Source organism: Streptomyces cyaneofuscatus (assembly GCF_033109485.1).
In the GTDB taxonomy this organism is placed as follows: Bacteria; Actinomycetota; Actinomycetes; order Streptomycetales; family Streptomycetaceae; genus Streptomyces; species Streptomyces cyaneofuscatus.
The window spans coordinates 4,278,429-4,302,691 of sequence record NZ_CP137002.1; the positions used below are offsets into that span (position 1 = coordinate 4,278,429).

The 24,263-nt window shown below is 73.1% G+C and carries 20 protein-coding genes and 1 pseudogene; 15 read left to right on the forward strand and 6 right to left on the reverse strand.

Annotated features, from left to right (window positions below):
• Both R2B67_RS18940 and R2B67_RS18945 read right to left on the reverse strand, forming a co-directional pair.
• The gene (locus tag R2B67_RS18940) at positions 1–882 is read right to left on the reverse strand and encodes a nucleotidyl transferase AbiEii/AbiGii toxin family protein (RefSeq protein WP_317819711.1); all 882 of its coding nucleotides are present in this window, start codon (positions 880–882) and stop codon (positions 1–3) included.
• Between the two features lie 84 nt (positions 883–966).
• Positions 967–2,268: a hypothetical protein gene (locus R2B67_RS18945; protein WP_317819713.1), complete on the reverse strand. Its 1,302-nt coding sequence runs from the start codon at positions 2,266–2,268 to the stop codon at positions 967–969.
• A gap of 132 nt (positions 2,269–2,400) precedes the next feature.
• On the opposite strand from R2B67_RS18945, the gene R2B67_RS18950 reads away from it, so the two are divergent.
• From R2B67_RS18950 to R2B67_RS18980, 7 genes are all read left to right on the forward strand, one after another.
• Complete coding sequence (locus R2B67_RS18950) at positions 2,401–5,238, forward strand: CRISPR-associated endonuclease Cas3'' (protein WP_317819714.1); 2,838 nt, start codon at positions 2,401–2,403, stop codon at positions 5,236–5,238.
• A gap of 105 nt (positions 5,239–5,343) precedes the next feature.
• On the forward strand, positions 5,344–7,113 hold the full coding sequence (gene casA / locus R2B67_RS18955; protein WP_317819715.1) for a type I-E CRISPR-associated protein Cse1/CasA: 1,770 nt from the start codon (positions 5,344–5,346) through the stop codon (positions 7,111–7,113).
• 63 nt (positions 7,114–7,176) lie between these two features.
• Positions 7,177–7,836: a type I-E CRISPR-associated protein Cse2/CasB gene (casB, locus tag R2B67_RS18960; protein ID WP_317819716.1), complete on the forward strand. Its 660-nt coding sequence runs from the start codon at positions 7,177–7,179 to the stop codon at positions 7,834–7,836.
• Positions 7,837–7,909: 73 nt separating this feature from the next.
• Positions 7,910–9,094 carry a type I-E CRISPR-associated protein Cas7/Cse4/CasC gene (gene cas7e / locus R2B67_RS18965; protein ID WP_317819717.1) on the forward strand — a complete coding sequence of 395 codons (1,185 nt, stop codon included), beginning with the start codon at positions 7,910–7,912 and terminating at the stop codon, positions 9,092–9,094.
• Entirely contained in the window at positions 9,091–9,924 is an 834-nt protein-coding gene (gene cas5e, locus R2B67_RS18970; protein ID WP_317819718.1) for a type I-E CRISPR-associated protein Cas5/CasD, read from the forward strand. The genes cas7e and cas5e overlap by 4 nt, the downstream gene beginning before the upstream one ends.
• Positions 9,925–9,928: 4 nt before the next feature.
• Positions 9,929–10,723 carry a type I-E CRISPR-associated protein Cas6/Cse3/CasE gene (gene cas6e / locus R2B67_RS18975; RefSeq protein WP_317819719.1) on the forward strand — a complete coding sequence of 265 codons (795 nt, stop codon included), beginning with the start codon at positions 9,929–9,931 and terminating at the stop codon, positions 10,721–10,723.
• 216 nt (positions 10,724–10,939) lie between these two features.
• Positions 10,940–12,160 (forward strand): S8 family peptidase, encoded by a 1,221-nt coding sequence (locus tag R2B67_RS18980; RefSeq protein WP_317819720.1) that lies wholly within the window; start codon positions 10,940–10,942, stop codon positions 12,158–12,160.
• A gap of 110 nt (positions 12,161–12,270) precedes the next feature.
• On the opposite strand, the pseudogene R2B67_RS18985 reads toward R2B67_RS18980, so the two are convergent.
• Positions 12,271–12,639, reverse strand: a pseudogene (locus tag R2B67_RS18985) (helix-turn-helix transcriptional regulator); the annotation flags it as partial.
• Positions 12,640–12,682: 43 nt separating this feature from the next.
• Here R2B67_RS18985 and R2B67_RS18990 point away from each other — a divergent pair.
• The 3 genes from R2B67_RS18990 (at position 12,683) to R2B67_RS19000 (ending at position 14,699) form a co-directional block, all read left to right on the forward strand.
• The gene (locus R2B67_RS18990; RefSeq protein ID WP_317819721.1) at positions 12,683–13,270 is read left to right on the forward strand and encodes an oxidoreductase; all 588 of its coding nucleotides are present in this window, start codon (positions 12,683–12,685) and stop codon (positions 13,268–13,270) included.
• 35 nt (positions 13,271–13,305) lie between these two features.
• The gene (locus R2B67_RS18995) at positions 13,306–14,355 is read left to right on the forward strand and encodes an MFS transporter (protein ID WP_317819722.1); all 1,050 of its coding nucleotides are present in this window, start codon (positions 13,306–13,308) and stop codon (positions 14,353–14,355) included.
• Between the two features lie 131 nt (positions 14,356–14,486).
• A complete protein-coding gene (locus R2B67_RS19000; protein WP_018514076.1) occupies positions 14,487–14,699 on the forward strand; it encodes a DUF4287 domain-containing protein in 213 nt (70 codons plus the stop codon).
• Positions 14,700–14,738: 39 nt separating this feature from the next.
• Here R2B67_RS19000 and R2B67_RS19005 read toward each other — a convergent pair whose 3' ends face one another.
• The gene (locus tag R2B67_RS19005) at positions 14,739–15,914 is read right to left on the reverse strand and encodes a spore photoproduct lyase family protein (protein WP_317819724.1); all 1,176 of its coding nucleotides are present in this window, start codon (positions 15,912–15,914) and stop codon (positions 14,739–14,741) included.
• 183 nt (positions 15,915–16,097) lie between these two features.
• Between R2B67_RS19005 and R2B67_RS19010 the strand changes: the two genes are divergently transcribed.
• Positions 16,098–17,654 (forward strand): cryptochrome/photolyase family protein, encoded by a 1,557-nt coding sequence (locus R2B67_RS19010; protein ID WP_317819726.1) that lies wholly within the window; start codon positions 16,098–16,100, stop codon positions 17,652–17,654.
• Here the strand turns inward: R2B67_RS19010 and R2B67_RS19015 are convergent, their stop codons facing one another.
• Entirely contained in the window at positions 17,655–18,467 is an 813-nt protein-coding gene (locus R2B67_RS19015; protein ID WP_317819728.1) for a class I SAM-dependent methyltransferase, read from the reverse strand.
• Positions 18,468–18,627: 160 nt separating this feature from the next.
• Positions 18,628–19,830, reverse strand: coding sequence for a L,D-transpeptidase (locus R2B67_RS19020; RefSeq protein ID WP_317819730.1), 1,203 nt, complete (start codon positions 19,828–19,830; stop codon positions 18,628–18,630).
• Positions 19,831–20,114: 284 nt separating this feature from the next.
• Between R2B67_RS19020 and R2B67_RS19025 the strand changes: the two genes are divergently transcribed.
• The 4 genes from R2B67_RS19025 (at position 20,115) to R2B67_RS19040 (ending at position 24,261) form a co-directional block, all read left to right on the forward strand.
• Positions 20,115–21,392, forward strand: coding sequence for a lipid II:glycine glycyltransferase FemX (locus R2B67_RS19025; RefSeq protein WP_317819732.1), 1,278 nt, complete (start codon positions 20,115–20,117; stop codon positions 21,390–21,392).
• 81 nt (positions 21,393–21,473) lie between these two features.
• A complete protein-coding gene (locus tag R2B67_RS19030; RefSeq protein WP_018514082.1) occupies positions 21,474–22,157 on the forward strand; it encodes a response regulator in 684 nt (227 codons plus the stop codon).
• Between the two features lie 20 nt (positions 22,158–22,177).
• Positions 22,178–23,698, forward strand: coding sequence for an ATP-binding protein (locus tag R2B67_RS19035; protein ID WP_381074333.1), 1,521 nt, complete (start codon positions 22,178–22,180; stop codon positions 23,696–23,698).
• Positions 23,695–24,261, forward strand: coding sequence for a hypothetical protein (locus tag R2B67_RS19040; protein WP_317819735.1), 567 nt, complete (start codon positions 23,695–23,697; stop codon positions 24,259–24,261). Before R2B67_RS19035 ends, R2B67_RS19040 begins: the two co-directional genes overlap by 4 nt.
• The last annotated feature ends 2 nt before the right edge of the window (positions 24,262–24,263 follow it).

The following is a 24,263-nucleotide window of genomic DNA, read 5'->3' on the forward strand; positions in this document are numbered from 1 at the left end:
TCAACCGGCCGCCCAGGTCCATGTCGCCGGGTCCCACACGCCGACGGCACCCGCTTCGCCGGGCCGGCCGGCCAGGACAGGTCTCCAGAAGGCCTCCGCCCGTTCCACGGCCTCGTCCAGCCGGCCGTGGGAATGCCCGTACCGGAACATCGCCGCGTCCCAGAAGTCGAGCCACTCGGCGGGAGGCGTGGGCAAGGTGGGCCAATCGCGCCCGACGGCCCCCAACTCGGCTGCGACATCGGAGCGCAGGGCCACCAGTCCGAGACCGGGAGCCCGGGTGGAGGACGCGCAGACGAGGAAGTCGAGGAGATCCGTCCAGCGCGTGGCGACGCGTCCGCCGGACCTCGGCAGGGTGTAGCGCAGCAGCTTCTGTGCCAGGCAGCGGCCGAACGTCGCGGCGGGTACTCCCGACGGCTGCGGGCCCGCGGGAAAGAGGAGCATCCCGGTCCGTGTGCCGGCGTACGCCGCGCTGTCCGGGGCCAGGGCGAGGTTGAGAGGTACCTCGACGGAGAGCCCGGCCGCCTCGATACGGGCCAGGGCCCGGTGGACAGGGGCACGTCCGCTGCGGCGGAAGACCATCCGCTCCGACCGCAGGATCCGCACCTCCGCCCCGGTCCCGGCGGTCGGCAGAACACCCGGCGTGAGCAGGGGCCCTGCCGCGCCCTCGGCCAAGGACAGATCCACGTCCTCCGGCATCCGCGCACCGGGCCCGCACCAGGCGAGCAGCGCGGCCGAGCCCTTGAGGTGCCAGCTTTCCGGCGGGAGCGCCGCGTCCACGGCGCCGAGCAACGTGCCCACGCCTCGCAGGGCGGCCTCGTCGGGCGTGGTCAGACAGGCCTCCTCACCGGAGTGCCAGGAACGGAAGGGGGCGGTCGGCTGCATCAGGGCCTCGGCGTTCGGTCGTCCGGTACGGGGCGGGGGCCGGAGCTCGGGGCGGGAGCCCGGGAGGGGGTTCGGCCAGGCGGCTCATAGATAGGTGGCGGTCTGCGGCGGGCTGTCCTCGGCCGACGCTCCGCGCTCTCTCCAGGCGCGTACCCGGGGAAGTGGATCGGCGACCGCCCCAGGACCGCGCCCCGTCACGGCCGCGCGTTCCGCCAGCTCGCGCAGGGGCGGCAGGAGGGAGGCGCGGCATCGGTCCAGGACGGGTTCCGGGACCAGCCGCGCGAGGGCGGGGTGACGGGCCGCGAGAACCAGGAGCCTGCCGCACCGGAACGGCGCGTTCCGGCCGTGCCCGGGACCCTCCTCGGACGCCCACCGCAGCAGCTCGGTGAACGCCCGGGCGCCCTCGGGCGTCGTGGCGGCCCCGTCCAGGTAGTGGGCGGCGCGGGGCAGCAGCGCGGGGCGACCGCGTACGAGTGCGGGCAGCGCGTTGGAGATGTCCGGTGCCGGGGCGGCGCGGACGAGTGCGTAGCGGTAGCGGCGTACGTCGTCGTGGAGCGTGGCCAGGCGCCAGACCTCGTCGGCGGGGCCCGCGACGTTCGCCGCCACCCCTCCGGTGACAGCGGCCGGGTCGAGCAGCACGGTCTTCCGCTCCGACAGGCGCAGCCCCAGGGGAGTGAGCGCCTCGGTCACGGTCTGCCGTACGCGTTCGCCTTCGCGGGCGTCCCGTACGGCGACATGCCAGCCGTCGCTCCACCGGGCCCAGGAGTCGCCCGCCTGCCGGGCCACCACGTCGTCCACCGGGGCGAGCAGCGCCGAGCCGAGACGGGTGGACCAGCTCGCGCCGTGCACCAGGCACTGCCCGGTGTGCCGGTGCACGGTGCGCAGGGAGCGGGCCAGTTCGTCCGTCATCCACGGTGCACCGAGCAGCACGCCCCACCGCACGGCGGGGCCGAAGTTCTCGATGTCCAGGTGCTGGAGGAGCCGGCGTGGTCCGTCCGAGGCCAGGGCCGTCAGGCTCTCCGAACGGGCTCGGTAGGCCGCACGGTAGCGCCAGTCGGTCCGCGTGGCGTTGTGGACGCAGGGGTGGGGGCGGTGGCCTCGGAGGGCGCGCTCGGTGAGGACGTGCAGGGCGGCGTTCACCGGCGGTGGCATCAGCGGAACCTCCCGGGTGCGCTCACCCACCGGCACGGTGAACCGGTGCGGGGGAGTCCGGGTGATCAACGCGGGCACGTCGGCCGGTGAGGCGAGGAAGCCGCCGTCCGACAGCGCGGCGAGGAGGTCGGCCGCCCCGAAAGCGTCGGGCAGCCACCCGGTGCGCAGGCCTTCCCGGAACGACGGCAGACATAGGCGGCAGTCCTCGTGCCAGCGCGACGGCATGGCAGCCATGATGGCAGTGCGTGAGTGATCCTGTCCTGAGAGTTGTCGCAACAGGCGTGCGGTGGAGAGGGGTTGGTCGTGGTGCGGACGCATGGGGCCGGAGAGCTGCCGGAGGCCGGGGCCTTTTGCCCTCGGGCAGCGGTGGACACCCTGATCGCCAAGACCCCGTCCCACGGGGGTGGTTCGGTCTGTCTGCTCACCGCGCACTCCCTGGACACGGCCGCTGTAGCGGAGGAGTTGTGGCATCTGCTCGCTCCCGAGGCGCTCAAGCGCGAGTTCGACGCCGTGGCCGGAGCTCCCGGGCGCGGAATTCGGCTCTTCCGCTGGATCTGTGCGCTGCACGACTTCGGGAAGGCCACGCCGATGTTCCAGGCGCGGTTTCCCTCGTACACGCGGCAGGTCCTCGATGCCGGTCTGGAGTACGACGCAGGAGTGCACGAGCGGAACACGGGCTACCGGCACGAACGGGCGGGCGCCCATCTCCTCCGCGAAGCGCTGAAGCAGGCCGGATGGCCCCGCGTGCACCGGGAATGGCTGTGGCCCCTGATCGCCGGGCACCACGGGGACATCCCCGGGGCCAACGGGCTGCTCCCCTCGCGGCTCCGGCACCGGCTGTTGGGCGGTGCCCGCTGGCAGCAGGTGCGCGCGGCCCTGCTGTCGCGGATCAGCGAGGAGACCGGCTTCTCCGACTGGGCGCGACGGCCGCCGGTCCAGGTGCCCGGCCGCACCACCCAACTCGCCCTGTGCGGGCTGCTCAAGCTGGCGGACTGGCTGAGCAGCGGGCTGGAGGGCGTCGACGACCCCTCCCGGGTGAGCTACGCGCTCTCCCGGGAGCGGGTGAGGAAGGTGTGCGCCCCGGCCGTTCCCGCGAAGGGCTGGGGCCCGGCGCTGCCGGAACCGGACGACTCGGTCCTCGACGCTCGGTACGGGCCGGACTGGCGCCACGAGGGGCTCACGCGTGCGGTGCTCGGCCTGACCCGCGCCATGCCCTCGGGCGGTCTGCTGGTCGTGGAGACGTACGGGGACGTCCTGGATACGGGGTTGGTGGCCGCGGAGATCATGGCTTCCCGCAGGAAGGCCGCCGGAATCTTCGTGGGGGTCCCGGAGTGGTCGGCGCACCACGACGTCTTCCGCCGGGTGCGTGCCTGGCTGGGTCAACTCGACGCCTCGTACGCCGAGAAGGCCTTTCTGCTCCACGAGTTGCGGGCACTGGACCCCGAGTGGAGCGCCACCACGTATCCGGACAGCGCGCTCGGCCGCTACCTCGTCTCGGAGTGCCCCGGCGAACCGGGCTCGCAGGACGGCGCTTTCGCCGGGGAGGGCCGGGGCACGCTCCTGCCTGTCGACTGGTTCCACGGTCATGTGCGCGGCCTGCTGGCCCCCTTCGTCGTGGCTCCGGCCTACCAGGCGCTGGCCGCCGCAGTCCGTACCCAGTACGTCATGGTCCGGATGGCCGGGCTGGTGGGAAAGGTGCTCGTCCTGGACATCGCGGACTTCCTCGACGCCCGCACCCGGGTCTACCTGCTGGAGGCGCTGCGCTGGCTGGGGGAGGCGCGGGTCCCGGTGGTGCTGCTGGCCCCGGCGCTCTCCGACGCCGGGCGCGGCCGGTTGCTCGATGCCTGGCTCGGGGGCGCGCTCGGCGACGAGGCGTACCGGGGAGCGGTCCCCGCCGCAGCGCCCGCGCATCCGCGGGTGACGGCCGCCTGGGTGGCCGACGGGCTGCCCAGGACGACAGCGCGGGGCGTGGATGCGGGGGCGGGCCGGCCGGTCCACGTGCAGGCGGCCGCAGAGAGCGCCGCGTCGCTCGCGGGGGACGCCCGGGCGCGACGGCAGGCGGACGGGCTCCTCGCGAGCCGTCTCGCCGCCCGCCTCGGCCCGGGGCAGCGTGCCCTGATCGTGCGCAACAGCGCGGAGCGCGCCCAGACGCTGCTGCCCGTCCTGCGGGAGGCGCTGCGGGAGGAGGACACCGTGGTCCTGCTCCACACCCAGCTCGCGGCGGGTCCTCAGGCGGTACGGGCCCGGGAAGTGCTCGCCCGCCTCGCACCCCGGGCGGCCGCCGGGGGTGGTGGCCGGTACGTGGTGATCGCCGACCACCTCGTCGAGCGGGCCTTTCCCGCGCAGGTCGATCTGCTGGTGAGCGACGTGGCCCCCGTCGAGTCGCTGCTCGCCCGGCTGGGCTCCCTGCGCGCCGACCCCGCCCCGGCCGCCGGCCTGCTCGTGACGGGATACGCGGCCGGGGGCGGGGAGGGACGGGACGGCCCCACGTTCCCCGAGGAGTCCGTGCGCCTGTACGGGAGGGCGGGGCTGGTGGCCGCCACCGCGCTCGTCGAGGAGGCCGCCGCCACCGGGCATGGCTGGCAACTGCCGGACGACGTGGACGCCTTGGTGGCCGCAGCACACGGTGGAACGCACGGGTTCGCGGCAGCGTGGCGGGACCGGGTGGCTCAGGCGCGGGAAGAGGGGCGGAGGCAGACGGCATCGGCGGAGGCCCAGGCGGCCCAGCACGCCCTCACCCGGCGCGGGGAACACGGCTCGGCCCACCTCGCGGGCCTCTCCTACCTCTCCACCCCCCACCAGGAGTGGCACCTTCCGGCGCTGGTGCGCGGGGAGGGGTGTCCCGTCGAGACCCTTGCCGTCATCCGTGACGACCACGGGTACACCTCACTGCTCGGTCACCGCCTCGCCCCGGACGGATCGGTGAAGGGGATCCCGGACGCGGCCGTCGAGGCGATCCGCTGCGGAGCGGTGCGCCTGCCGCCGGACTGCTGGCCGTCCGGCGAGCTCCTCGATCCGCTGCCCGCGTGGGAGGCGCCCTCCTACGCGGGCGGCGCGCGCCGCCTGAGACGGAGCCGCGCCCTGGTGTTCGACACCGACCTGCGCACCCGGCTGGGGGGACGGCGGCTGCGGTACGACCATGAGCTCGGCCTGCTGGACGAGGGGCCCGACGAGGAGTTCGGGGGCACGGCCACCGGGGGCTGAGGTATCCGCACGCCGGACGATGCGCATCTCGCGAAGCGCCTGCGGAGAACTCCACGCTGTGGCAGGCTGATTACGCACTGCGCACGGATCTCACCGGGGGGCCGGTTGTACAACCTGCTGGACGAGGCATGGCAGCCCGCGCTCGTCGCGGCCGACGGGGAGACCGAGAGGGCCGGCGTCCTCCGGCTGCTCGCGGAGGCGCACCGGTACGCGGATCTCCTGGTCGAGACGCCCACGCAGCGCCCGGCGCTGTACCGGCAGTTGCTCCTGCCCTTCGTTCTCGACGCCCTCCACGAGCTGCTTCCCCGTGATGCCGAGGCCTGGGCAGCCCTTTTCCGGCGTGGCCGCTTCACGGAGCGGCAGACCGAGAGGCTGCTCGGCTACGGCGAGGAGCACCGTGCGCGCTTCGGCCTCTTCGACGACGCTCATCCCTTCGCTCAGGTGCGGGGCCTGCACACGGCGAAGGACGAGACCAAGTCGGCCACCGCGCTGGTGGCCACTGCCGCGCAGGGCAACAACGTGCCGCTGTTCTCCTCCCGTACGGACGGCGATGAGCTGCGTCTCGACCCCGGCGAGGCGGCCCGGTGGCTGCTCCATACGCACTGCTGGGACACCGGGGCCATCAAGACCGGCGCCGTGGGCGACCGGCAGGCGAAGCAGGGGAAGACGACGGGGAACCCGGTGGGGCCGCTCGGCTCCCTGGGCGTCGTTATGCCCCGGGGCCGGACGCTCTTCGAGACCCTGCTGCTCAATCTGCCGTTCAAGAAGCGCGTGCTTCCCGAGGACGCCCCCCAGTGGCGTTGTGTGGACATCACGCACCGACGCTGTGCGGACGGCACCGCGCACCGGCCCTGCGCCGCCACCCCGGCATGGCGGCAGCGGCCGGCGACCGGCCTCCTCGACCTATGGACCTGGCAGTCCCGGCGCGCTCTGCTCCTGCCCGAACGGGACGGTGACGGCGGACTGTACGTGGCCCGCGTCGTTCTCGCGGGCGGGGACCGGCTGGAGCTGACGCCGGACGACGAACCGCACACCGCCTGGGTCATCGACACCCGCACGACCGCCCACCACCGCCGTCGCCCCACCACCGGCCGCGCCGGGACGGAGCCGGCATCCGGTGCGGTGGACGGCCCCGCGCCCAAGCGGCCCCTGCGCCATGTCACCGGCCGGGCCGGCTGGCGGGGGCTCAACGCCCTGCTCGCCTTCGCCCACGCCCCCGAGGTCCCCGACCCCTCCGATGGATCGGCCGGGCGGCGCCACGAGACCACGCAGCTCCTCATGACCCTCGCCGAGGCCCGCGACGAGCTGGACCCGGAGTACCCCCTCCGGCTCGACCTCACCGGCATGACGTACGGGACGAAGCTCGGCCATGTCGAGGACTCCTTCCACGACGAGGTGCCCCTCCCGCTCGCCGCACTCCGGTACGACGGCCCGGTGCGCGCCGCTCTGCTGGAGGCGGTGCTCCACGCCGAGGAGCTCGCCGGTGCCGTCAACCGTCTCGACGGCCACCTCCGCCGCGCGGCCGGAGCGGAACCGGTGCCGCCACTGGCCTGGCAGCAGCCCGGTGAGCGGCTGCTGGCCCTCCTCGGACCGCTCGTGCTGGCGCTCCTGCGCGACCTGCGGCACGTGGGCGAGGACGAGGAGGCGTGCGACACCCGCCTGACGCACTGGGAGGGGGCGGCCCGGTGGGCGGCGTGGCAGGTCGCCGAGGAACTGCTGGGCACCGCCGTGCCCGGTGTCGTCAGCGGGCGCCGGGTCCAGTTGAACAACGGCTCCGAGCAGATGTTCCGGCTCAGCACCGCCGAGGCTGCCTTCCGCCGTGCGCTGGGAGGCATCCTGCGCCGTCTGCCCCAGCCCTCCACGATCCGTTCCTGAGGCCCCGGGCCACCGACCGCTCCCGTACCAGAACCATGGACCCCCGCTCATGGAAGGCCGCACGTGACCGACGCACCCCACTCCACCGGCGCCCCGCAGAAGACGGACGAGGCGGCGACCGAGGGCGACGGACGCCCGATCCGCTACTGGCACCGGTACCGGAAGGAGAACGGCTGGCGCGGCGACATGCCCGGCGGACCGCCCGGCGAGGAACTCGCCGCCCTGCGGGCCGGGCTCGGCTCGGCGGCGGCATCCGTCCCGTCGATGTGGCCGTACTACACCACGCCGACGGACGGCCGGGTGACCCACGCGCTGGAGGCGGAACACGGAGCCCTGGCGCTCTACGGGCTCCACCAGCAGAGCCAGTCCACCCCCATGCACCGCCGCCATGTCCCTCTCGGCCGGGCCCTGCACGAGCTGCGTCTGCGCGAGCGGTTCAGCTCCGACGCGCTGGACCGGCGGGTCGCCGCCACCGTCGAGTCCGAGGGGCTGCCCGCTCTCCTCTACCGGCTGCGCATGATGATCCCCAACCTGCGGGCCGCCGCAATTCCCCTCGACTACGACGTGCTCCTGCGGGATCTGTCCGACTGGCAGAAGACCGACCTCCGCCAGCGGGTCAGGCGGAGGTGGGGACTCCAGTACTACGTGTGGGGCCCCCAGAACGCGAAGGACCGGGAGAAGACGTCCCAGGGGCGGCAGCAGCCGGGCCCGGACCCCGCCTGAGCAAGCGCTCCGTCCCGCGCTCCCCGGCAGCGCCGCGCCATGACCGTTTCCCGACCGCACAGGAGGCCGCCTCATGCCCCCCGCCCCTTCCGCCCCGCGCGCCTACGTCGACGTGCACATCATCCAGACCGTCCCGCCCGCCAACATGAACCGCGACGACCAGGGCAACCCGAAGGACGCCGTCTACGGGGGCGTACGCCGCTCCCGGGTCTCCTCCCAGGCGTGGAAGCGGGCGACCCGGTTGCACTTCGCCGAGAGCCGGCCCGTCGAGGACCACGCGACCCGCACGCGGGCTGTCGCGGCGGCTCTGGCCGAACGCCTGTGCCGGGCGGATGTGGCCGACGAGAAGTCCGCCGTACGGCTGGCGACGGCGCTGCTCGCACCCCTGGGCATCAAGGCGGGAAAGAAGGAGGGCGACACCGCCTATCTCTTCTTCTACGGGCAGCGCCAGCTGGACCGCTTGGTGGCTCTGGCCGCGGACCGGGCTCCCGAGCTGCTCGCCCTCGACGACAAGGCTCTCGCGGAGGAGACGGCGGGGCTGGGTGTGGAGGAGATCTTCCGTACCGGCCATCCCCTGGATGTCGCTCTCTTCGGCCGGATGGTGGCCGACCTCGCGACACTTCGGGTGGACGCGTCCACGCAGGTCGCGCACGCCCTCTCCACCCACGCCGTCGACCTGGAATTCGACTACTTCACGGCCGTGGACGACGAGACGCAGAAGAGGAACGAGACCGGGGCCGGGATGATCGGCCACATCGGCTTCAACTCCGCGACGCTCTACCGCTACGCCACCATCGGGCTGCACCAGCTCCGGCACAACCTCTCCCTGGGACAGGAGGAAGGCGCGGCCTGGCCCGCCACCGTCGCGGGGGTCCGCGACTTCGTGACCTCCTTCGCCCGCTCCGTACCCGCCGGCTACGGAAACTCCTTCGCGCACCGGACGCTGCCGAGCCTCGTGGCCGTCGTCGTCCGCACCGACCAGCCGGTCAATCTCGTCTCCGCCTTCGAGGCACCTGTCTCCACGCAGGAGCATGGCATCGCCGCCGCCTCCGCCGTTCGGCTCGCGAACGAGCATGCCAAGGTGGCGGAGTTGTGGGGCGACGCGGCTCCGTACACCGCGGCGGTCCACGCCTTCGGCCGGGGCGGCCAGGCAGCCGAAACCGTCGAGGCGGCGTTCGGCGCAGGCCGGGACTTCCGCGGTCTGCTGGACGGTCTGGAGGCGCACATCGACAGCGCGTACCGTGCGGAGCCGGTATGACCGGCGCGGCGCAGGACACCGGTCCCGTGCTGCTCCTGAGGCTGGCCGGGCCGCTCCAGTCCTGGGGGTCGGAGGACGCGTTCAACCGGAGGGGCACCCGGCCGGAACCCACCAAGTCCGGTGTCGTGGGCCTGCTCGCCGCGGCCCGCGGGCTCGACCGGACCGATCCGCTCGGCGACCTGGCCGGACTGCGCCTCGGCGTCCGCGTGGACGTCCCGGGCGTCCCCCTGCGCGACTACCACACGGTCAGTGATCACCGGGGCGTCCCGCTGCCGCAGACCGGAGTCAACAGCAGAGGGAAGCAGCGGCCGACCTCCCCCGCCAAGCACACCCACATCACCTCCCGTCACTACCTCCAGGACGCCGTCTTCCTGGTGGCGCTGGCCGGGGCGGAGGAGACGCTCGCCGAGGTGGAGCGGGAGCTGCGCGCACCCGCGTACCCGCTGGCACTCGGCCGCCGTTCCTGCCCTCCCGCTCAGCCACTCGTTCTCGGACTGAGGCCGGGAGGCATGGAGCACGTGCTGCGCACCCACCCCTGGCAGCCGTCCGTGGCGGCGCGAGCGCGCCATGAGCGCCATCACCGGCGACCTGCCGGGGACGACGCCTCCTGGACCGTGTCCTGCCCCGTGACGCTGGAGACCGCCGACGGCGACGACACGCTGCACGACGCTCCGGTCTCCTTCGACCCGCTCGACCGCCGTTTCACGAGCCGCCGGGTACGGCGTGACCTCTTCGACGTACCGGCCGACACGCCCCCGCCCGGGGAGCGGGAAACCCGAGTGGCGACCCCTGACGAGCTCCACGATCCGTTCGCCCTCCTGGAGGGGTGACCCTGTGCCGTACCTCTCCCGCATCCGCATCAATCCGCTGCGCACCCAGAGCCGCAGGCTGCTTGCCAGCCCGCACGTCCTGCACGGCGCGGTCCAGGGCGGGTTCCCGGGTCCGCCCGGCGCCGAGCGCACCTTGTGGCGGCTCGACGCGGACGACCCGTACCGCCCCCACGTCTATGTCCTCAGCCGCTCCCGGCCGGACTGGACCCATCTCGTCGAGAGCGCCGGCTGGCCGGGTGCGGCGGGTGAGCACGCGGCCGTACGGGACTACGAACCCCTGCTGAAGCGACTGGCCGAAGGGCAGGAGTACGCGTTCCGGCTGACGGCCAATCCCGTACGCAACACGGTGAAACCGGAGTTCCTGACCCCGTCCCAGGCCAAGAAGCTGGCCCGGGTGCCGGAGGGCGCCAAGGCCCGCGGCTTCCGCGTCGCCCATCGCACGGCGCAGGCCCAACTCGACTGGTTCCTCGGCCACACGGACCGCTGGGGCTTCGGCGTCTCCGGCTCGCGCACCGACCCGGCCGCGCCCGGCCTGGCGGAACCCTCCGACGACGTCCGGGACGTCCAGGACGTCCGACCCGGCAGCGGTCCCCAGGAGGTGCGGATCACGGCCCGCCGCAGGCATTCCTTCGCCAAGGGGGACGGGACGCGCAGGGTCACCTTCAACAGCGCGACGTTCGAAGGGCGCCTGCGCATCCGCGACGTCGAGCTCTTCTCCGCGACCCTGCTCGCCGGTATCGGCCCGGCAAAGGCGTACGGCTGCGGACTGCTGACGGTGGCGCCGTTGCGGCAGGAGTAGCGCCGGAAAGTGCACTGCGCGCAACAACCGTATTGCCTTGTGTGTGCGGGGAGTTGACGCGCAGTCACGTATGTGGCGCGGTCATGACATCTCCCGGGGCGTCCTTGCCCCGCCCGAACGCGCCCCGCCATCGTCGGATGCGGCGGACGAAACCCCGTACGCCGCATCCCCCGGCGCGTGAACCCCTGGCGCGCCACCGTTCGAGGAGACTTCTTCATGGCAGCAGTGCGCACCACCAAGCGAAGGATCGCCGGAGCGATCGCCGCGGCCACGACACTGGCGCTCGCCGTCGGAGCCGGAGCGGCCTTACCGGCGCAGGCGGCCCCCGCCCCCGCGCCCGAGGGCAGAGTCCTGCACGCCGGGGCGGCCGGCGCGGTCCCCGGGAGCTACATCGTCACGCTGAAGGAGACGGCCGGGTTCGGCGCCTCCGCGACGCAGGGCAAGAAGCTGATAGCGGGCTACGGCGGGCAGATCACGCGCACCTACACCTCCGCGCTGAACGGCTACGCCGCGAAGCTCAGCAGCACCGAGGCCAAGCGGCTCGCCGCCGACCCGGCGGTCGCCTCGGTCGAGCAGGACCGACAGGTCCACTCGACCGCCACCCAGACCAACGCACCCTGGGGCCTCGACCGGATCGACCAGCCGAACCTGCCGCTGAACGGCACGTTCACCTACCCGGACTCCGGTGGCGGCAACACCACCGTCTTCGTCCTGGACACCGGTGTCCGCATCACCCACCAGGACATCGCGGGCCGGGCCTCGTACGGCTGGGACTTCGTCGACAACGACGCCACCGCCCAGGACGGCAACGGCCACGGCACGCACGTCGCCACGACCGCCGCCGGAACCACCTACGGCGTGGCCAAGAAGGCGAAGATCGTCGCCGTGCGCGTCCTCAACAACAGTGGCTCCGGCACCACCGCCGGGGTCATCGCGGGCGTCGACTGGATCACCGCCAACCGCACCTCCTCCTCCGTCGCCAACGTCTCGCTCGGCGGCGGGGCCAGCACCACCCTGGACGACGCGGTACGCCGGTCGATCGCGGCCGGGGTGACGTACTCGATCGCGGCGGGCAATTCCAACGCCCCCGCGTCCAACTACTCGCCCGCCCGGGTGGACACCGCCCTCACCGTCGGCGCCACGACCCGGACCGACGCACGGGCGAGCTACTCCAACTACGGCCCCCGCGTGGACCTCTTCGCGCCCGGCTCCGACATCACGGCCGGCTGGGCCACCTCGGACACCGCCACCTACACCGGCAACGGCACCTCCTTCGCGGCGCCGCACGTCGCCGGGGCGGCCGCGGTCTACCTGACGAACCACCCCGGCGCCTCCCCGGCCGCCGTGGGCGCCGCCCTGGTGAACGGTGCGACGAACAACGTCCTCACCGGCATCGGGTCCGGCTCGCCGAACAAGCTGCTCCGGCTCATCCCGTAGTAGTGGTGGTACGGCGGTAGCGCACTGCTCGAAGGCCGTGGCCGGTTAGCGGGAGTTGATCCCCTCACCGGCCACGGCCGTAGGGCGTTGCGCACCCAGCTCAGGTCGGCTCAGCCCAGGTCGAGACGTGCGAGTTCCCGCCGTGAGCCCACACCCAGCTTCGGATACGCCTTGTAGAGGTGGTGCTCGACCGTGCGCCGGCTGAGGAACAGCTGCGCGGCGATCTCCCGGCTGCTGCTGCCGCCCCGGGCGAGCCGCACCACCTGGAGCTCCTGCGGGGTCAGCCGGTCGATCGGGTTCTCCGCCGGGACCCGCGCGGCCACCCGGCGCTCACCGGCGGCCCGCAGCTCGGCGGCGGCCCGCCGCACCCAGGGCTCCGCCCGCAGCTGCTCGAAGGTGGCCAGGGCGGAACGCAGCACCTCCCGGGCCTCGTTGGGCCGTCGGGCGCGGCGCAGACACTCCCCGTACAGGAGCTCGGTGGGGTGGGCCGTGGCGGACTTCGTCTCCGCCGCGCGGTACGCGATGGACGCCGGGTTCGACGGGGTGGAGCTGCACGGGGCCAACGGCTATCTGATCCAGCAGTTCCTCGCCGACGGCTCCAACCACCGCACCGACGCCGACGGCGGCTCGGTGGAGAACCGGGTGCGGTTCGCCGACGAGGTGGTACGGGCCGTCGCCCACGCGATCGGGCCCGAGCGCGTGGGCATCCGGATCTCCCCCGGGTCCACCAGCGAGGGCGTCAGCGAGAGCGACCCGGCCGAGCTGTACGGCACACTGATCCGCACCCTGGCGCCGTACGGGCTCGCGTACGTCCACATCATGGAGTTCGGCCACCGCGAGGTCACCGAGCTGATCCGGTCCGGGTGGCCGGGCACGCTCATCCTCAACCCGCACCGGACGGGTACGGAGCCCTCGGTGACCCCCGAGGCCGCGCGGGACGTCCTGCGGGACGGCCTCGCCGACGCCGTCAGCCTCGCCTCCCTCTGGCTCGCCAACCCGGACCTGCCCCGCCGCATCCGGTCCGGCGGCCCGTTCAACCAGGCTGACCCGTCCACGTACTTCGGCGGCGACCACCGTGGCTACACCGACTACCCGACGCTGTCCGCCTGACCCGGACCGGGCCGTCCCTCACCTCTGGAGGACCGATGAGTGAATCCCCCGCAGGCCGGGGCCCGGGGCATCCGGCGGACGCGGACGCGGACACTTACGCCTATGCGGACCCGTACGCGGACGCACCCGGACCCGATACCCCGCGCATCCCCAACCCCTGGCTGGCGCTGATGGCCGGCCCCCTCTCGTTCGGTATCGCCGGGCCCGCGCTGGTCCTGGACGACATCGCCCGGGACCTCTCCACCACCACCGGAACCGTCACCTGGGGCGTGACGGCCTTCGGCTGGGGCATCGCGGTGGGCACCCCCCTGATGACCGGCCTGCTGCGGCACCGCGGAGCCCGGGCCGCGCTCGGCGTCTGCGGGGCGCTGGTCCTGCTCGGCGCGCTCCTGGTGCTCACCGTGCCGGCGCTGCCGGCCGTCATCACCGGCTGCGTGCTCCAGGCGCTCGGCACCGCCGGGCTGACCTCCATCGCGATGAGCCTGACGGACTCCGCCCGCTCGATGGGCCTCGTCACCGCCTCGCTCGCGGTGGTCGGCTCCACCGCGCCGCTGGCCGGGTCGCTGGTCAACGACGCGCTGACCTGGCAGGCCACGCTCGCCCTGCCCGCGCTGAGCCTGATCGGCCTGCTCGTCGTCATCGGCCGGGTCTCCACCCGCCCCGCCTCAACCGCCGCCTTCGACGGGCTCGGCGCGGTCCTGCTCACCGCCGTGGTCACGGCTCTGGTCCTCGTCCCGCACCACCCGCCGGTCGCCGGGCTCCTCTCCGTACTGGCGATCGCCGCGCTCGTGCGGCATCTGCGGCACAGGCCGCAGGGGTTCGTACCGGCGGTGGTGGTACGCAGCCCCGTCTTCCTGATCTCGTCGGCGCTGGCGTTCCTGCTGGCGTCGGTGAGCGTCGTCGCGGTGCCGCTGCTCGTCGCACAGGCTCTCGTCTCGATCGCGGCCGCCTCCGGACAGGGCGTCTTCGCGGTCCACTCCACCCAGGCCGTGCCCGACGAGGAACGGCCGGCGGCGATCGGGTTGTTCAACCTCTGCTACCTGCTCGGCGCGGCGTTCGGCCCGGCGGTCGTCTCGCTGCTCTAGGCCCTGTGACGCGGACCACACGGCCGGATCCGGCTCGCTCCGATGACTTCGAGGCCCGCCACTCGTCATAGGTACAGCGCAGCGACAACGACATCACCCCGCACCCTCCGACTCGACAGACGGGACACCCCATGACCGACGCCGTGAAGGGCCCTGCCAGCTATTTCCCCTCGATCGAGAAGAAGTACGGCCGCCCGGTCGCCGAGTGGAAGGACCTCATCCGTGCCTCCCCGCTCACCAAGCACGGGGAACTGGTCACCTGGCTCAAGACCGAACACGCCCTGGGCCACGGCCACGCCAACGCCCTGGTCGCCCACACCCTCGCCGAGGACAAGGCGCGGTAGGCACCACTGGACGCCCGGGGGAGGTCGTCCGGCCAGGCCTCAGAAGGCGTACCGCACGTGCAGCCACGGCGCGTGCTCCGCGATCAGCTCCCGCAGCCGGGCGAGGGCGTCGCGCTTGATGTCGCGGGCGTAGCGGACGTTGAGGGCGCCGTTCTCCGAGCGCTTCGTCTCCTGCGCGGCCGGCTGCCACAGGACCTCCTCCGCCCGCGGGTGCCAGCCCAGGTTGACCTCGTGGAGCTGCTGGTTGTGGGTCAGCATGATGATCTCGGCGGCCGCCTGCGCCTTCACCCGGCCGGGCAGGACATCGTCCAGCTGGTCCAGCAGCTCGGCCCAGTCTCGCTGCCAGCCGGGCCGCAGCACCACGGGCGAGAGGTTGAAGTGGACCTCGTACCCCGCGTCCAGGAAGTCGGCGGCGGCCGCGATGCGCTCCGCGACCGGGCTGGTACGGAGGTCCAGCAGCCGGGAGTCGTCCGCGGGCATCACCGAGAAGCGCACCCGGGTGCGGCCCCGCGGATCGAGCGCGAGCAGATCGGGATTGACGAACTTGGTGGCGAACGAGGCCTTGGCGGTGGGCAGTTCGCGGAACGTGGCGATGAGGTCGGCGGTGTTGTCGCAGATCAGGTCGTCGACGGAGCAGTCGCCGTTCTCGCCGATGTCGTACACCCAGGCGTGCGGATCGCACTGATTCGGCTCCGACTTGGGTCCCTGCGACCGCACATGACGCCGTACATGGGCGGTGATCGCCTCGATGTTGGTGAACAGGGTGATCGGGTTGGCGTAACCCTTGCGGCGCGGGACGTAGCAGTACGCGCATGCCATGGCGCAGCCGTTGGAGGCACCGGGCGCGATCCAGTCGGCCGACCTGCCGTTGGGCCGGGTGGTGAGGGACTGCCGGACGCCCAGGACCAGGGTCTCGGTCTTGATCCGGGTCCAGCGGGCGATGTTGCCGTCGTTGCCGTGGAGGGAGGGGATGCGCCAGTGCCCGGCCACCTCGGTGACGGGGACGCCCGGCAGCCGCGCCAGGATCTGCCGGCCGCGCGGGGAGGCGAGCGCGGCGGGCTCCGCGTAGACCTCCCGTACGTTCAGCATCCGGCGGGCCCGCGGACTGTCCCGGAACCCGCCGCCACGGTCCGCCGGATCGGCGGGAACGGTGTCCTCCCAGCCGAAGAGCGCCTGCTGTTCGGGCTGTTCGGGCTGTTCGGGGAGCCGGTTCACGGCCTCGACCCTACGGCGGTGGCCGGGCGGAACGACGCGAGGGACCCGCGACGGAGTGTCGCGGTACGCAACGGAGTGTCGCCGTACGCATGCGGGCGGAGACTGCCAGCATCGGCGGAGGCTGCCGGGATCGACGGGGCCGGACACCGGACGCGAGAGGCGGCTCCTCCCATGGCACCCCGCATGGCACCACGCCCCCACTGGCTGTTCGGGGACCAGCTGGGCCCGCACTTCCTCGATCCGCGCCACGGCGGCCCGGACGACAAGGCCCCGGTGGTCATGATCGAGGCGCGCTCGGTGCTGCGCCTGCGCCGCTTCCACCGGGCGAAGGCGCACCTGGTCCTCTCGGCGATGCGGCACCGTGCCGCCGAGCTGGGCGACCGGGTCACCTATGTCCAGGCCGAGACGTACACGGAGGGCCTGGAGAAGGTACGCGGACGCCGGGCATCGAGCCCCCTGACCGTCCGCCACCCCACCTCCCGCCGGGCGCTGGACTTCGTGGGCGGCCTGGAGGGCGTCGAGATCCTTCCCGCGAAGGGCTTCCTGGTGAGCCACGACGACTTCGCCGAGTGGGCGGGACGGAACAAGGGGAAGGGGAGCGGGAAGGGGGAGAAGGGCGGCGGGCAGCCCCAGTCCCTCCGGCTGGAGGGCTTCTACCACTGGGTGCGCGAGCGGCACGACCTGCTCATGGACGGCGACCACCCGGCAGGCGGACGGTGGAACCTGGACCACGACAACCGCGAACCCCCGCCCCGGGGACAGGACACCCTCGACGTCCGGGGCCCCTGGCGGCCGAGCGAGGACGACATCGACGACGAGGTCCGCCGCGACCTCGACCGCTGGGAGCGCGACGGCGACGTCTCCTTCGTCGGCCGGGACGGCCCGAGGAGCTTCCCCGCCACCCGGCGCGAGGCCCGTACCGCACTCCGCCACTTCGTCGCCCACCGCCTGGCCGGCTTCGGCCGTCACGAGGACGCGATGCTGGCGGCCGACCCGGTGATGAGCCACAGCCTCCTCTCCGTACCCCTGAACCTCGGCCTCCTGGACCCGGCCGAGTGTGTGGAGCTGGCCGAGGAGGCGTACCGCTCGGGCGACGCGCCCCTCAACAGCGTCGAGGGCTTCGTGCGGCAGATCGCGGGCTGGCGCGAGTACGTCTGGCACCTGTACTGGCACTTCGGCGAGGAGTACCGCCACCGCAACGCCCTGCGCCACAAAGCCCCGCTGCCGGACTGGTTCCTCGACCTGGACGCCGACGCGGTCACCGCCAACTGCCTGTCCACGGTCCTCGCCCAGGTACGGGACACCGGCTGGACCCACCACATCCCCCGCCTGATGGTGCTCGGCAGCCGCGCCCTCCAGGACGGCTGGGACCCGGCGGCCGTCACCGACTGGTTCCACCGCTGTTTCGTCGACGGCTACGACTGGGTGATGCTCCCGAACGTGGTCGGCATGTCCCAGTACGCCGACGGCGGCATGATGACGACCAAGCCGTACACCTCGGGCGGCGCGTACATCAAGAAGATGAGCGACTTCTGCGCCCCCTGCGCCTACCGCCCCGACCACCGCACCGGCGAGGAGGCCTGCCCGTACACCGCCGGTTACTGGTCCTTCCTCCACCGCCACCGCACCCGCCTCGCCGCCAACCACCGCACGGCCCGCGCGGTGAAGGGCCTGGACCGGCTCAAGGACCTGCGGGAACTCCTCGACACGACGGCGGAGCGGGGCGACGCGCCTCCCTGATCAGTCCTCTTCGGGCTTCCAGCCCCACACGGTGAGCATCCCGGCCGACAGGGCGGCGCACGCGTCCGACCCCAGGTACCGGATCGCCGCGTCGACAGCGGCGTCGTCGACCAGGCCGGTGGCGACCATCGCCTGCCTGCTGCGCTCCCAGGTGTCCGCCCAGAACCGGCTGATGGGGCTGCCCGGCTGGAGCGGCGGCACATGGATCTCGGCGGCGACGGGTTCGAGCCCCGCCCCGCGCAGCAGGTGCGGGTACGACGGCACCCAGGAGACATCGGTGCCGATGGTGGACCGCAGCCCCCGCCACATCGCCCGCATCACCGAGGTGTACGGCGAGTCGGGCGTCCGGTCGCTCGTCAGATCGACCGCGTCGCTGAGCACCAGCACACCGCCGGGCGCCACGCGTTCGGCCAGTGCGGTGATCAGGCGTTCGTGCTCGGGCAGGTGCATCAGCACGAACCGCGCGTGGACGAGCTGGAACGGGCCGGGGGCGAAGCCGGCGCCCGTGATGTCGGCCTCCCGCACGTCCAGCCCCGGAACGGCCCGCGCCGCGAGGAACCGTACGTCGCGGTCCACGGCGAGCACGCTCGCCACCCCCGCCTCCTCCAGCAGCCGGCGGGAGACCGTACCGGTACCGGCCCCCACGTCGAGGCAGTACCACCCCGGGCCGGCCCCGAGCGCCCGCAGCCGTGCCAGGGTGATGTCGTCGTAGGCGAGGGCCCCGAAGTCGATGCGTTCGCCTTCGCCCGCCGCTTCGGGGCTGAAGAAGGTCTCGCCGTAGCGGCCGTCACGGACCGGCTCGGACGGTTTCATGGCGGGGCCTCTCCACGCGGCGGTGCGGTGCCGGCAGCCCTGCGCCCAAGTTCGCCGGCCCCGGTCATCCTCCACCGAGCGCTGTCCGTACGAGCGAGGCTCGCCGCCCCTGAGCCGATCGGCCCACCGTCCCCGTCCCAGCGCTACCCCCGTGCCCCGCTCAGCGCAGCGCGCTCCGCTGCTGCCACGCGGCCCACGAGAGGTTCCACGCGCCGAAGCCGTTCCCGGGGTCGACCATGCCCTTGGTGTCCTTGCCGGTGATCTCGAACGGGTCGCCCGGCCGTACCTGCGCGTAGAACCAGGCGGCGTCCGCGTCGCTCATCCCTATGCACCCGGAGCTCTGGTTGGACCGGCCGAAGTGCTTGGCGTTCCACGGGGCGGCGTGCGCGTACATGCCCGACCAGGTCAGCCGCATCGAGTGGTCGACCATCTTGTCGTAGGCGTTGCCGAGGCCCACCGTCTCGGAGTTCATGTTGATCGTGCCCTCCTTGGCCATGAGGACGGCGGTCCCGCGCCAGGAACGCTTGTCGCCGCCGGGTGTGCCGCCGGAGACCGGGATGCGGCGGACCGTCCTCCCGTCGCGTACGAGGGAGAGCTGGTGGCGGTCGAGGTCGACCTCGACGATCTGGCGGTCGCCGATGGTGAAGGCCGTCGTGTAGTCGCGTACGAACCAGCCGCCGGCCGCTCCGGAGTCGGTGCCGTTCAGTTCGGCCTTCAGCGTGACCTCGGTTCCGGGCTTCCAGTACGTCCGGGGCCGCCAGTCCACCCGGTCCCGGCCCGACCAGTCGCGTATCCAGCCCCAGGAGCCCTCGGTGTCGTTCGAGGTGGTGATCCGGAGCTGCTTCTCGACCTCGGCCCGGTTCTTGACCGGGTGGTCGAAGACCAGCGAGACCGGCTGGGCTACGCCGACGGTGGAGCCGGTACCCGGCCGCCAGTCCACCTTGTTGACCTTCTCCGCCGGCGCTGTGGTGAAGCCGGCCTCGGTGCTTCTGGCGGTGCCGCCTACGGTGCGGGTCGCCGCCTTCACCGTGTACGCAGTGCCGGGTACGGCCTTGCGGTGGGAGACCCAGGACCGGCCGTCGGCGGCGGCCCGGCCGGTGAGTTGGTGACCCTCGGCGTCGGTGACGGTCACCGAGGTGAGACGGCCGCCGGTGGCCGTGACCCGTACGGGTTCACCGGCCGCGGCCTTCGTCCCCGCGGGCGTGACGGTGACCGTGACGGGGCGGTCGTCGGGGCTCGGAGTCACCTCGGTGACCGGGGCGCCGGGGGAGGCGGCCGGCGAGCAGGCGGCGAGCGGCGCCAGCAGGGCGGCGACGACGGCGGCCCGGACGCGGGCATGAGCGAGTACACGGATGCGGGACAACGGGACCTCCGGAAGAGCGACGAGAGCCGCACCGGCCACCAGGGCGGTTCGATCGGCGATGTCGTGACTGTAGAGCCGGAAAACCTGAGGTCAGAGGCTACGGAGCAGTGTGACGGCGACTGGTGAGGAACGGTCATGGTCCGGTCACATTCGCCGCGCGGAGCGGTCATGTACCGCTGTGAGCATCCTCTGCATCCCCGAGAGAGGCCCGGGGAGCCGTCCCCGGGAGACGCCCGGGGGAGCCGTCCCCGCGACAGGTGCCGGGGAGAAGGAGAGGCCAGACCGTGTCAGCGCTGCTCGTGCCGTCGTCGTCCAGCCCCGCACGCCCCAGCCGAAACGGCGACGGCGACAGGAACCGGGACGTCGTCCTGAGCCCCATCACCGCGCGGACCTACCGCGCGTTCCTCGCCTCCCCGCACGGCGAGGCCCTCGGCGCCGGTTTCCTCCAGTGCCCGTCATGGGCCGACGTCAAGGAGGGCTGGCGCGCCCAGCTGCTCGGCTGGGGCCCGGACCCGGAGGCGGGTGAACTGACGGGCGTGGCACTGGTGTTGCTGCGCCAGTTCCCCGGCACCCGTAAGCACTTCGCGTACCTCCCCGAAGGCCCCGTGGCCGACTGGAGCGATCCGGACCTCGATGCCTGGCTCACCCCGCTCCTGGAGCACCTGCGCCGCACCGGCGCCTTTGCCGTACGCATCGGCCCGTCACCCGCCCACCGGCGCTGGAGCGCGGCCCGGCTCAAGCCGCTCACCGGCCCGGGCCGCCGCCTGGGCGACGTCCTCGCCAGTGAGGTCGACCCGCTCGGCACCGCCGTCGCCGAGCGGCTGCGGGCCCGGGGCTGGCGCCGCTGCGGCGGCGGCGCGACCGGCACGGACGGAGCCGGCGGCGACGGGGGCGGGAGAACCGGGGGAGGAGGAGCCGGGGGCGGGGGCGGTGACGCCCAGCCCCGGCACGTCTTCCAGGTGCCGCTCGCCGGACGCACGACCGAGGACCTGTGGTCCGGGCTCAACCAGGAGTGGCGCCGCAATGTCCGGCGGGCCCGGAAGGAGGGCGTGGAGGTGGTGGTGGGGAGCGCGGCGGACCTCCCCGAGTTCTGCCGGCTGCTCGCGCTCACCGAGCGGCGCGACGGCTTCCGGCTCGGCCGCTCGCTCGCCTACTACGAGCGCCAGTACGCCGCGCTCAACGCCGAGGAACCGGGCCGGATGAAGCTGTACCTGGCCCGTCACCAGGGCGAGATCCTCGCCGCCCACGCGCTGATCACGGTGGGCCGCCGGGCCTGGTACCAGACCGGTGCCTCGGCCGACCACCGCCGCGAGGTCCGGCCCTCGAACGCGTTGCAGTGGCGGATGCTGCTGGACGCCCACGCGGGCGGCGCGGACGTCTACGACATGCGCGGGGTACCCTCCACTCTCGATCCGGCGGAACGTGCGTACGGATTGCTGCGGTGGAAGCTCGGCACCGGGGGACAGGTCGTCGAGACGCTGGGGGAATGGGAGAGGCCCGTGGGCGGCAGCGCCAACCATGCGCTTCACCGTGCCTTCCAGGCGTACTTGAAACGCCGCTGAAGCAACGCCCCCACCACCGCCCACGCCCCCACCACCGGTAACCACCCGCCACCTCACCAGCACCCCCAGGGAGAACCGCCGATGCCCCGCGTGCTCCTCATCGAGGACGACCCCGCCGTACGCGAGGGGGTCGAGCTCGGCCTGCGCCGCCGCGGCCACGACGTACGGGCGGCCGCGACCGGCGAGGACGGCCTCGCCGCGCTGGCCGAGTTCCGCCCCGACCTGCTCCTGCTGGACCTGATGCTGCCCGGGATGAACGGCGTACAGGTCTGCCGTCAGGTCCGCGAGAACAGCCAGCTGCCGATCATCATGCTCACCGCGCGCGGGGACGACTTCGACGTGGTCATCGGCCTGGAGGCAGGCGCCGACGACTACATCGTCAAGCCCGCCCGCCCCGAGGTGATCGAGGCGCGGATCCGTGCCGTACTGCGCCGCATGGACGACAGCGGACCGGGCCGCCCGGCCATCGACGTGTACGGCGAGCTCACCATCGACCGGGTCGGGCTGACGGTCACCAAGGCGGGCCGGCCGCTGTCGCTCGCCCCCTCGGAGCTGAGGCTCCTGCTGCACCTGTCCGCCGCCCCCGAGCAGGTGTTCAGCAGGCAGCAACTCCTGGAGAGCGTCTGGGAGCACACGTTCCACGCCGATGCCCGGCTGGTCGACGCCTGTGTCGCCCGGCTGCGCGGCAAGATCGAGCCCGAGGCCGGCAGCCCCCGCTACGTCCAGACCCTGCGGGGCTTCGGCTACCGCTTCGGCCCGCTGTGACCACCGCCCCGCGTTCCCGGATGTTCACCGTCCCGCGTTCACGGCTGTTCACCGCCCGGCGTTCGCGCACGGCCACCGCCCCGCGTTCCCGGATCCGGGCGTTCGGCCTGCGCACCCGCCTGCTGGCCGCCTTCCTCCTGGTCGCCGCCGTCAGCGCGGGCACGACGTCCGCGCTGACCTACCGGGAGGCGCGCAACGCGCTGCTGAAGACCACCCAGGACACGGCGGTCGCCACGTTCCGCGAGCAGGTCCAGCAGACGGGCTTCGGCCTCCCCATCCAGGGGGAGGGGCTTGAGGAGGTCCTGCGCGACCTCGCCCGCAAGGGCAAACCGCGCCCCTGGGTGGTGTTCGCCGAGTACGGTTCGCTCCGCGCCTCCTCCGGCGAGAACCCCGTCTCCACCGTCATCACGCCCCAACTGCGCCGGGCCGCGCTGGCCAACCCGTACGGCGGCTTCGAGCGGGTCGTCAAGGACGGCGTCCCGTACCTGACGATCGCGATGCCCACGGTCTTCAAGACCGGCCCGTACAGCACGCTCCCCAGCGGGCTCGTCCTGTACGCCGTCATGCGGATGACCGACGAGCAGATCAACGTCGACGCCCTCCTCACGGCCGCCCGCGACGGTGCTCTGCCCGGCCTGGCCGTCGCGCTGGTACCCGGCCTGATCGCCGCGCGCAGTGTGCTGCGCCCGGTGCGGGAGCTGCGCCGGGCGGCCAGCAGCATGGGCAGCGGCCGCCTCGACACCCGGATCGCGGTGCGCGGCAACGACGAACTCGCGGACCTGGCGAGCACGTTCAACGAATCGGCGGCCCAACTTGAGGACTCCGTCAACGAACTACGCGAGGCGGAGGCGCGCGCCCGCCGCTTCGCCTCCGACGTCTCGCACGAACTGCGCACCCCTCTCGCCGGGATGCTCGCCGTCACCGAGGTTCTCGACGAGGACGCGGACCACCTGGACGCCGACACCGCCCGGGCGGTCCGGCTGGTCAGCGCGGAGACCGGAAAGCTCGCCGTACTCGTCGAGGACCTGATGGAGATCTCCCGGTTCGACGCCCGTGCGGCCGAGCTGAACGCCGACGAGGTGGATGTGGCCGAGGCGATCCGCAAGACCCTCCAGAACCGGCACTGGCACGAGGACGGCCGGGTCCACGCCGAGCTCCCCGCCGGTATCCGGGCCCGGCTCGACCCCCGCCGCTTCGACGTCGTGATCGCCAACCTGGTCGGCAACGCCCTGCGGCACGGCGGCGCGCCGGTCACGGTGGGCCTGCGCACCGGCGAACGCCCGAAGGGAACCCCCGTACTGATAACGGAGGTCACGGACCGGGGCCCCGGCATCCGCGCCGAATCGATCCCGTACATCTTCGACCGCTTCTACAAGGCCGACGCGGCCCGTACCCGCTCGGCGGGCAGCGGCCTGGGGCTGGCGATCACGCAGGAGAACGTACGCCTGCACGGCGGAACGATCCGCGCCGGGAACCGGCCGGACGGCGGTGCGGTCTTCACGGTGGAGATCCCACTCGACACCGGGGAGCCCACCGCATGAGCCGCACCAGGGGCGGGTCCCTCACCGTCGCGGCGGCGGCCGCCGTACCGCTGCTGCTGGGCGGCTGCGGCATCCAGGAGACCGACCCCATCGAGGCGGGCGGCCCCGCGACCGTCGAGGCCTTCTACAACCGCGACGACGACATGATGCTGTTCTTCCGCACCCCTGACGGCGGGCTGAACCCGGTACTCAGGACGGTCAGGCCCTCGGCCGGCTTCGGCGGCGACTACGTCGAGTCGGACCCCGGCACCACACCCGGCCCGCCCTCGACGGAGAAGACCGTCCTGGCGCTGCTGGCCGGCCCGCGCGAGGTGGACCGGGCCGCCGGCCTGACGACGGCCCTCCCGCCCGTCCGCCCCGGCACCACCGTCACGGTGAAGACAACCCCGGGCGGCACCGTGACGACCGGCCTCCCCTTCCCCCTCAAGGCCCTGAGCACCACCGCCCGACGCCAGCTGACCTGCACGATCGCCTACAGCCAGACAGCCGACGGCAAGGCCGTCGTGAAGCTGACGGGCCAGGACGGGGCGTCGAGCTCCGACACCTGCGGACTGGCGCCCTGAGC

Bases quoted from the DNA above. Each gene is read 5' to 3' on its own strand.
- R2B67_RS19000 (WP_018514076.1), top strand. From the start codon at position 14,487: ATGACCGACGCCGTGAAGGGCCCTGCCAGCTATTTCCCCTCGATCGAG.
- R2B67_RS19035 (WP_381074333.1), top strand. From the start codon at position 22,178: ATGTTCACCGTCCCGCGTTCACGGCTGTTCACCGCCCGGCGTTCGCGC.
- R2B67_RS19015 (WP_317819728.1), bottom strand. From the start codon at position 18,467: ATGAAACCGTCCGAGCCGGTCCGTGACGGCCGCTACGGCGAGACCTTC.
- R2B67_RS19040 (WP_317819735.1), top strand. From the start codon at position 23,695: ATGAGCCGCACCAGGGGCGGGTCCCTCACCGTCGCGGCGGCGGCCGCC.
- R2B67_RS19030 (WP_018514082.1), top strand. From the start codon at position 21,474: ATGCCCCGCGTGCTCCTCATCGAGGACGACCCCGCCGTACGCGAGGGG.
- R2B67_RS18940 (WP_317819711.1), bottom strand. From the start codon at position 882: ATGCAGCCGACCGCCCCCTTCCGTTCCTGGCACTCCGGTGAGGAGGCC.
- R2B67_RS18945 (WP_317819713.1), bottom strand. From the start codon at position 2,268: ATGGCTGCCATGCCGTCGCGCTGGCACGAGGACTGCCGCCTATGTCTG.
- R2B67_RS18995 (WP_317819722.1), top strand. From the start codon at position 13,306: ATGAGTGAATCCCCCGCAGGCCGGGGCCCGGGGCATCCGGCGGACGCG.
- R2B67_RS19010 (WP_317819726.1), top strand. From the start codon at position 16,098: ATGGCACCACGCCCCCACTGGCTGTTCGGGGACCAGCTGGGCCCGCAC.
- cas5e (WP_317819718.1), top strand. From the start codon at position 9,091: ATGACCGGCGCGGCGCAGGACACCGGTCCCGTGCTGCTCCTGAGGCTG.
- cas7e (WP_317819717.1), top strand. From the start codon at position 7,910: ATGCCCCCCGCCCCTTCCGCCCCGCGCGCCTACGTCGACGTGCACATC.
- R2B67_RS18990 (WP_317819721.1), top strand. From the start codon at position 12,683: ATGGACGCCGGGTTCGACGGGGTGGAGCTGCACGGGGCCAACGGCTAT.
- R2B67_RS18980 (WP_317819720.1), top strand. From the start codon at position 10,940: ATGGCAGCAGTGCGCACCACCAAGCGAAGGATCGCCGGAGCGATCGCC.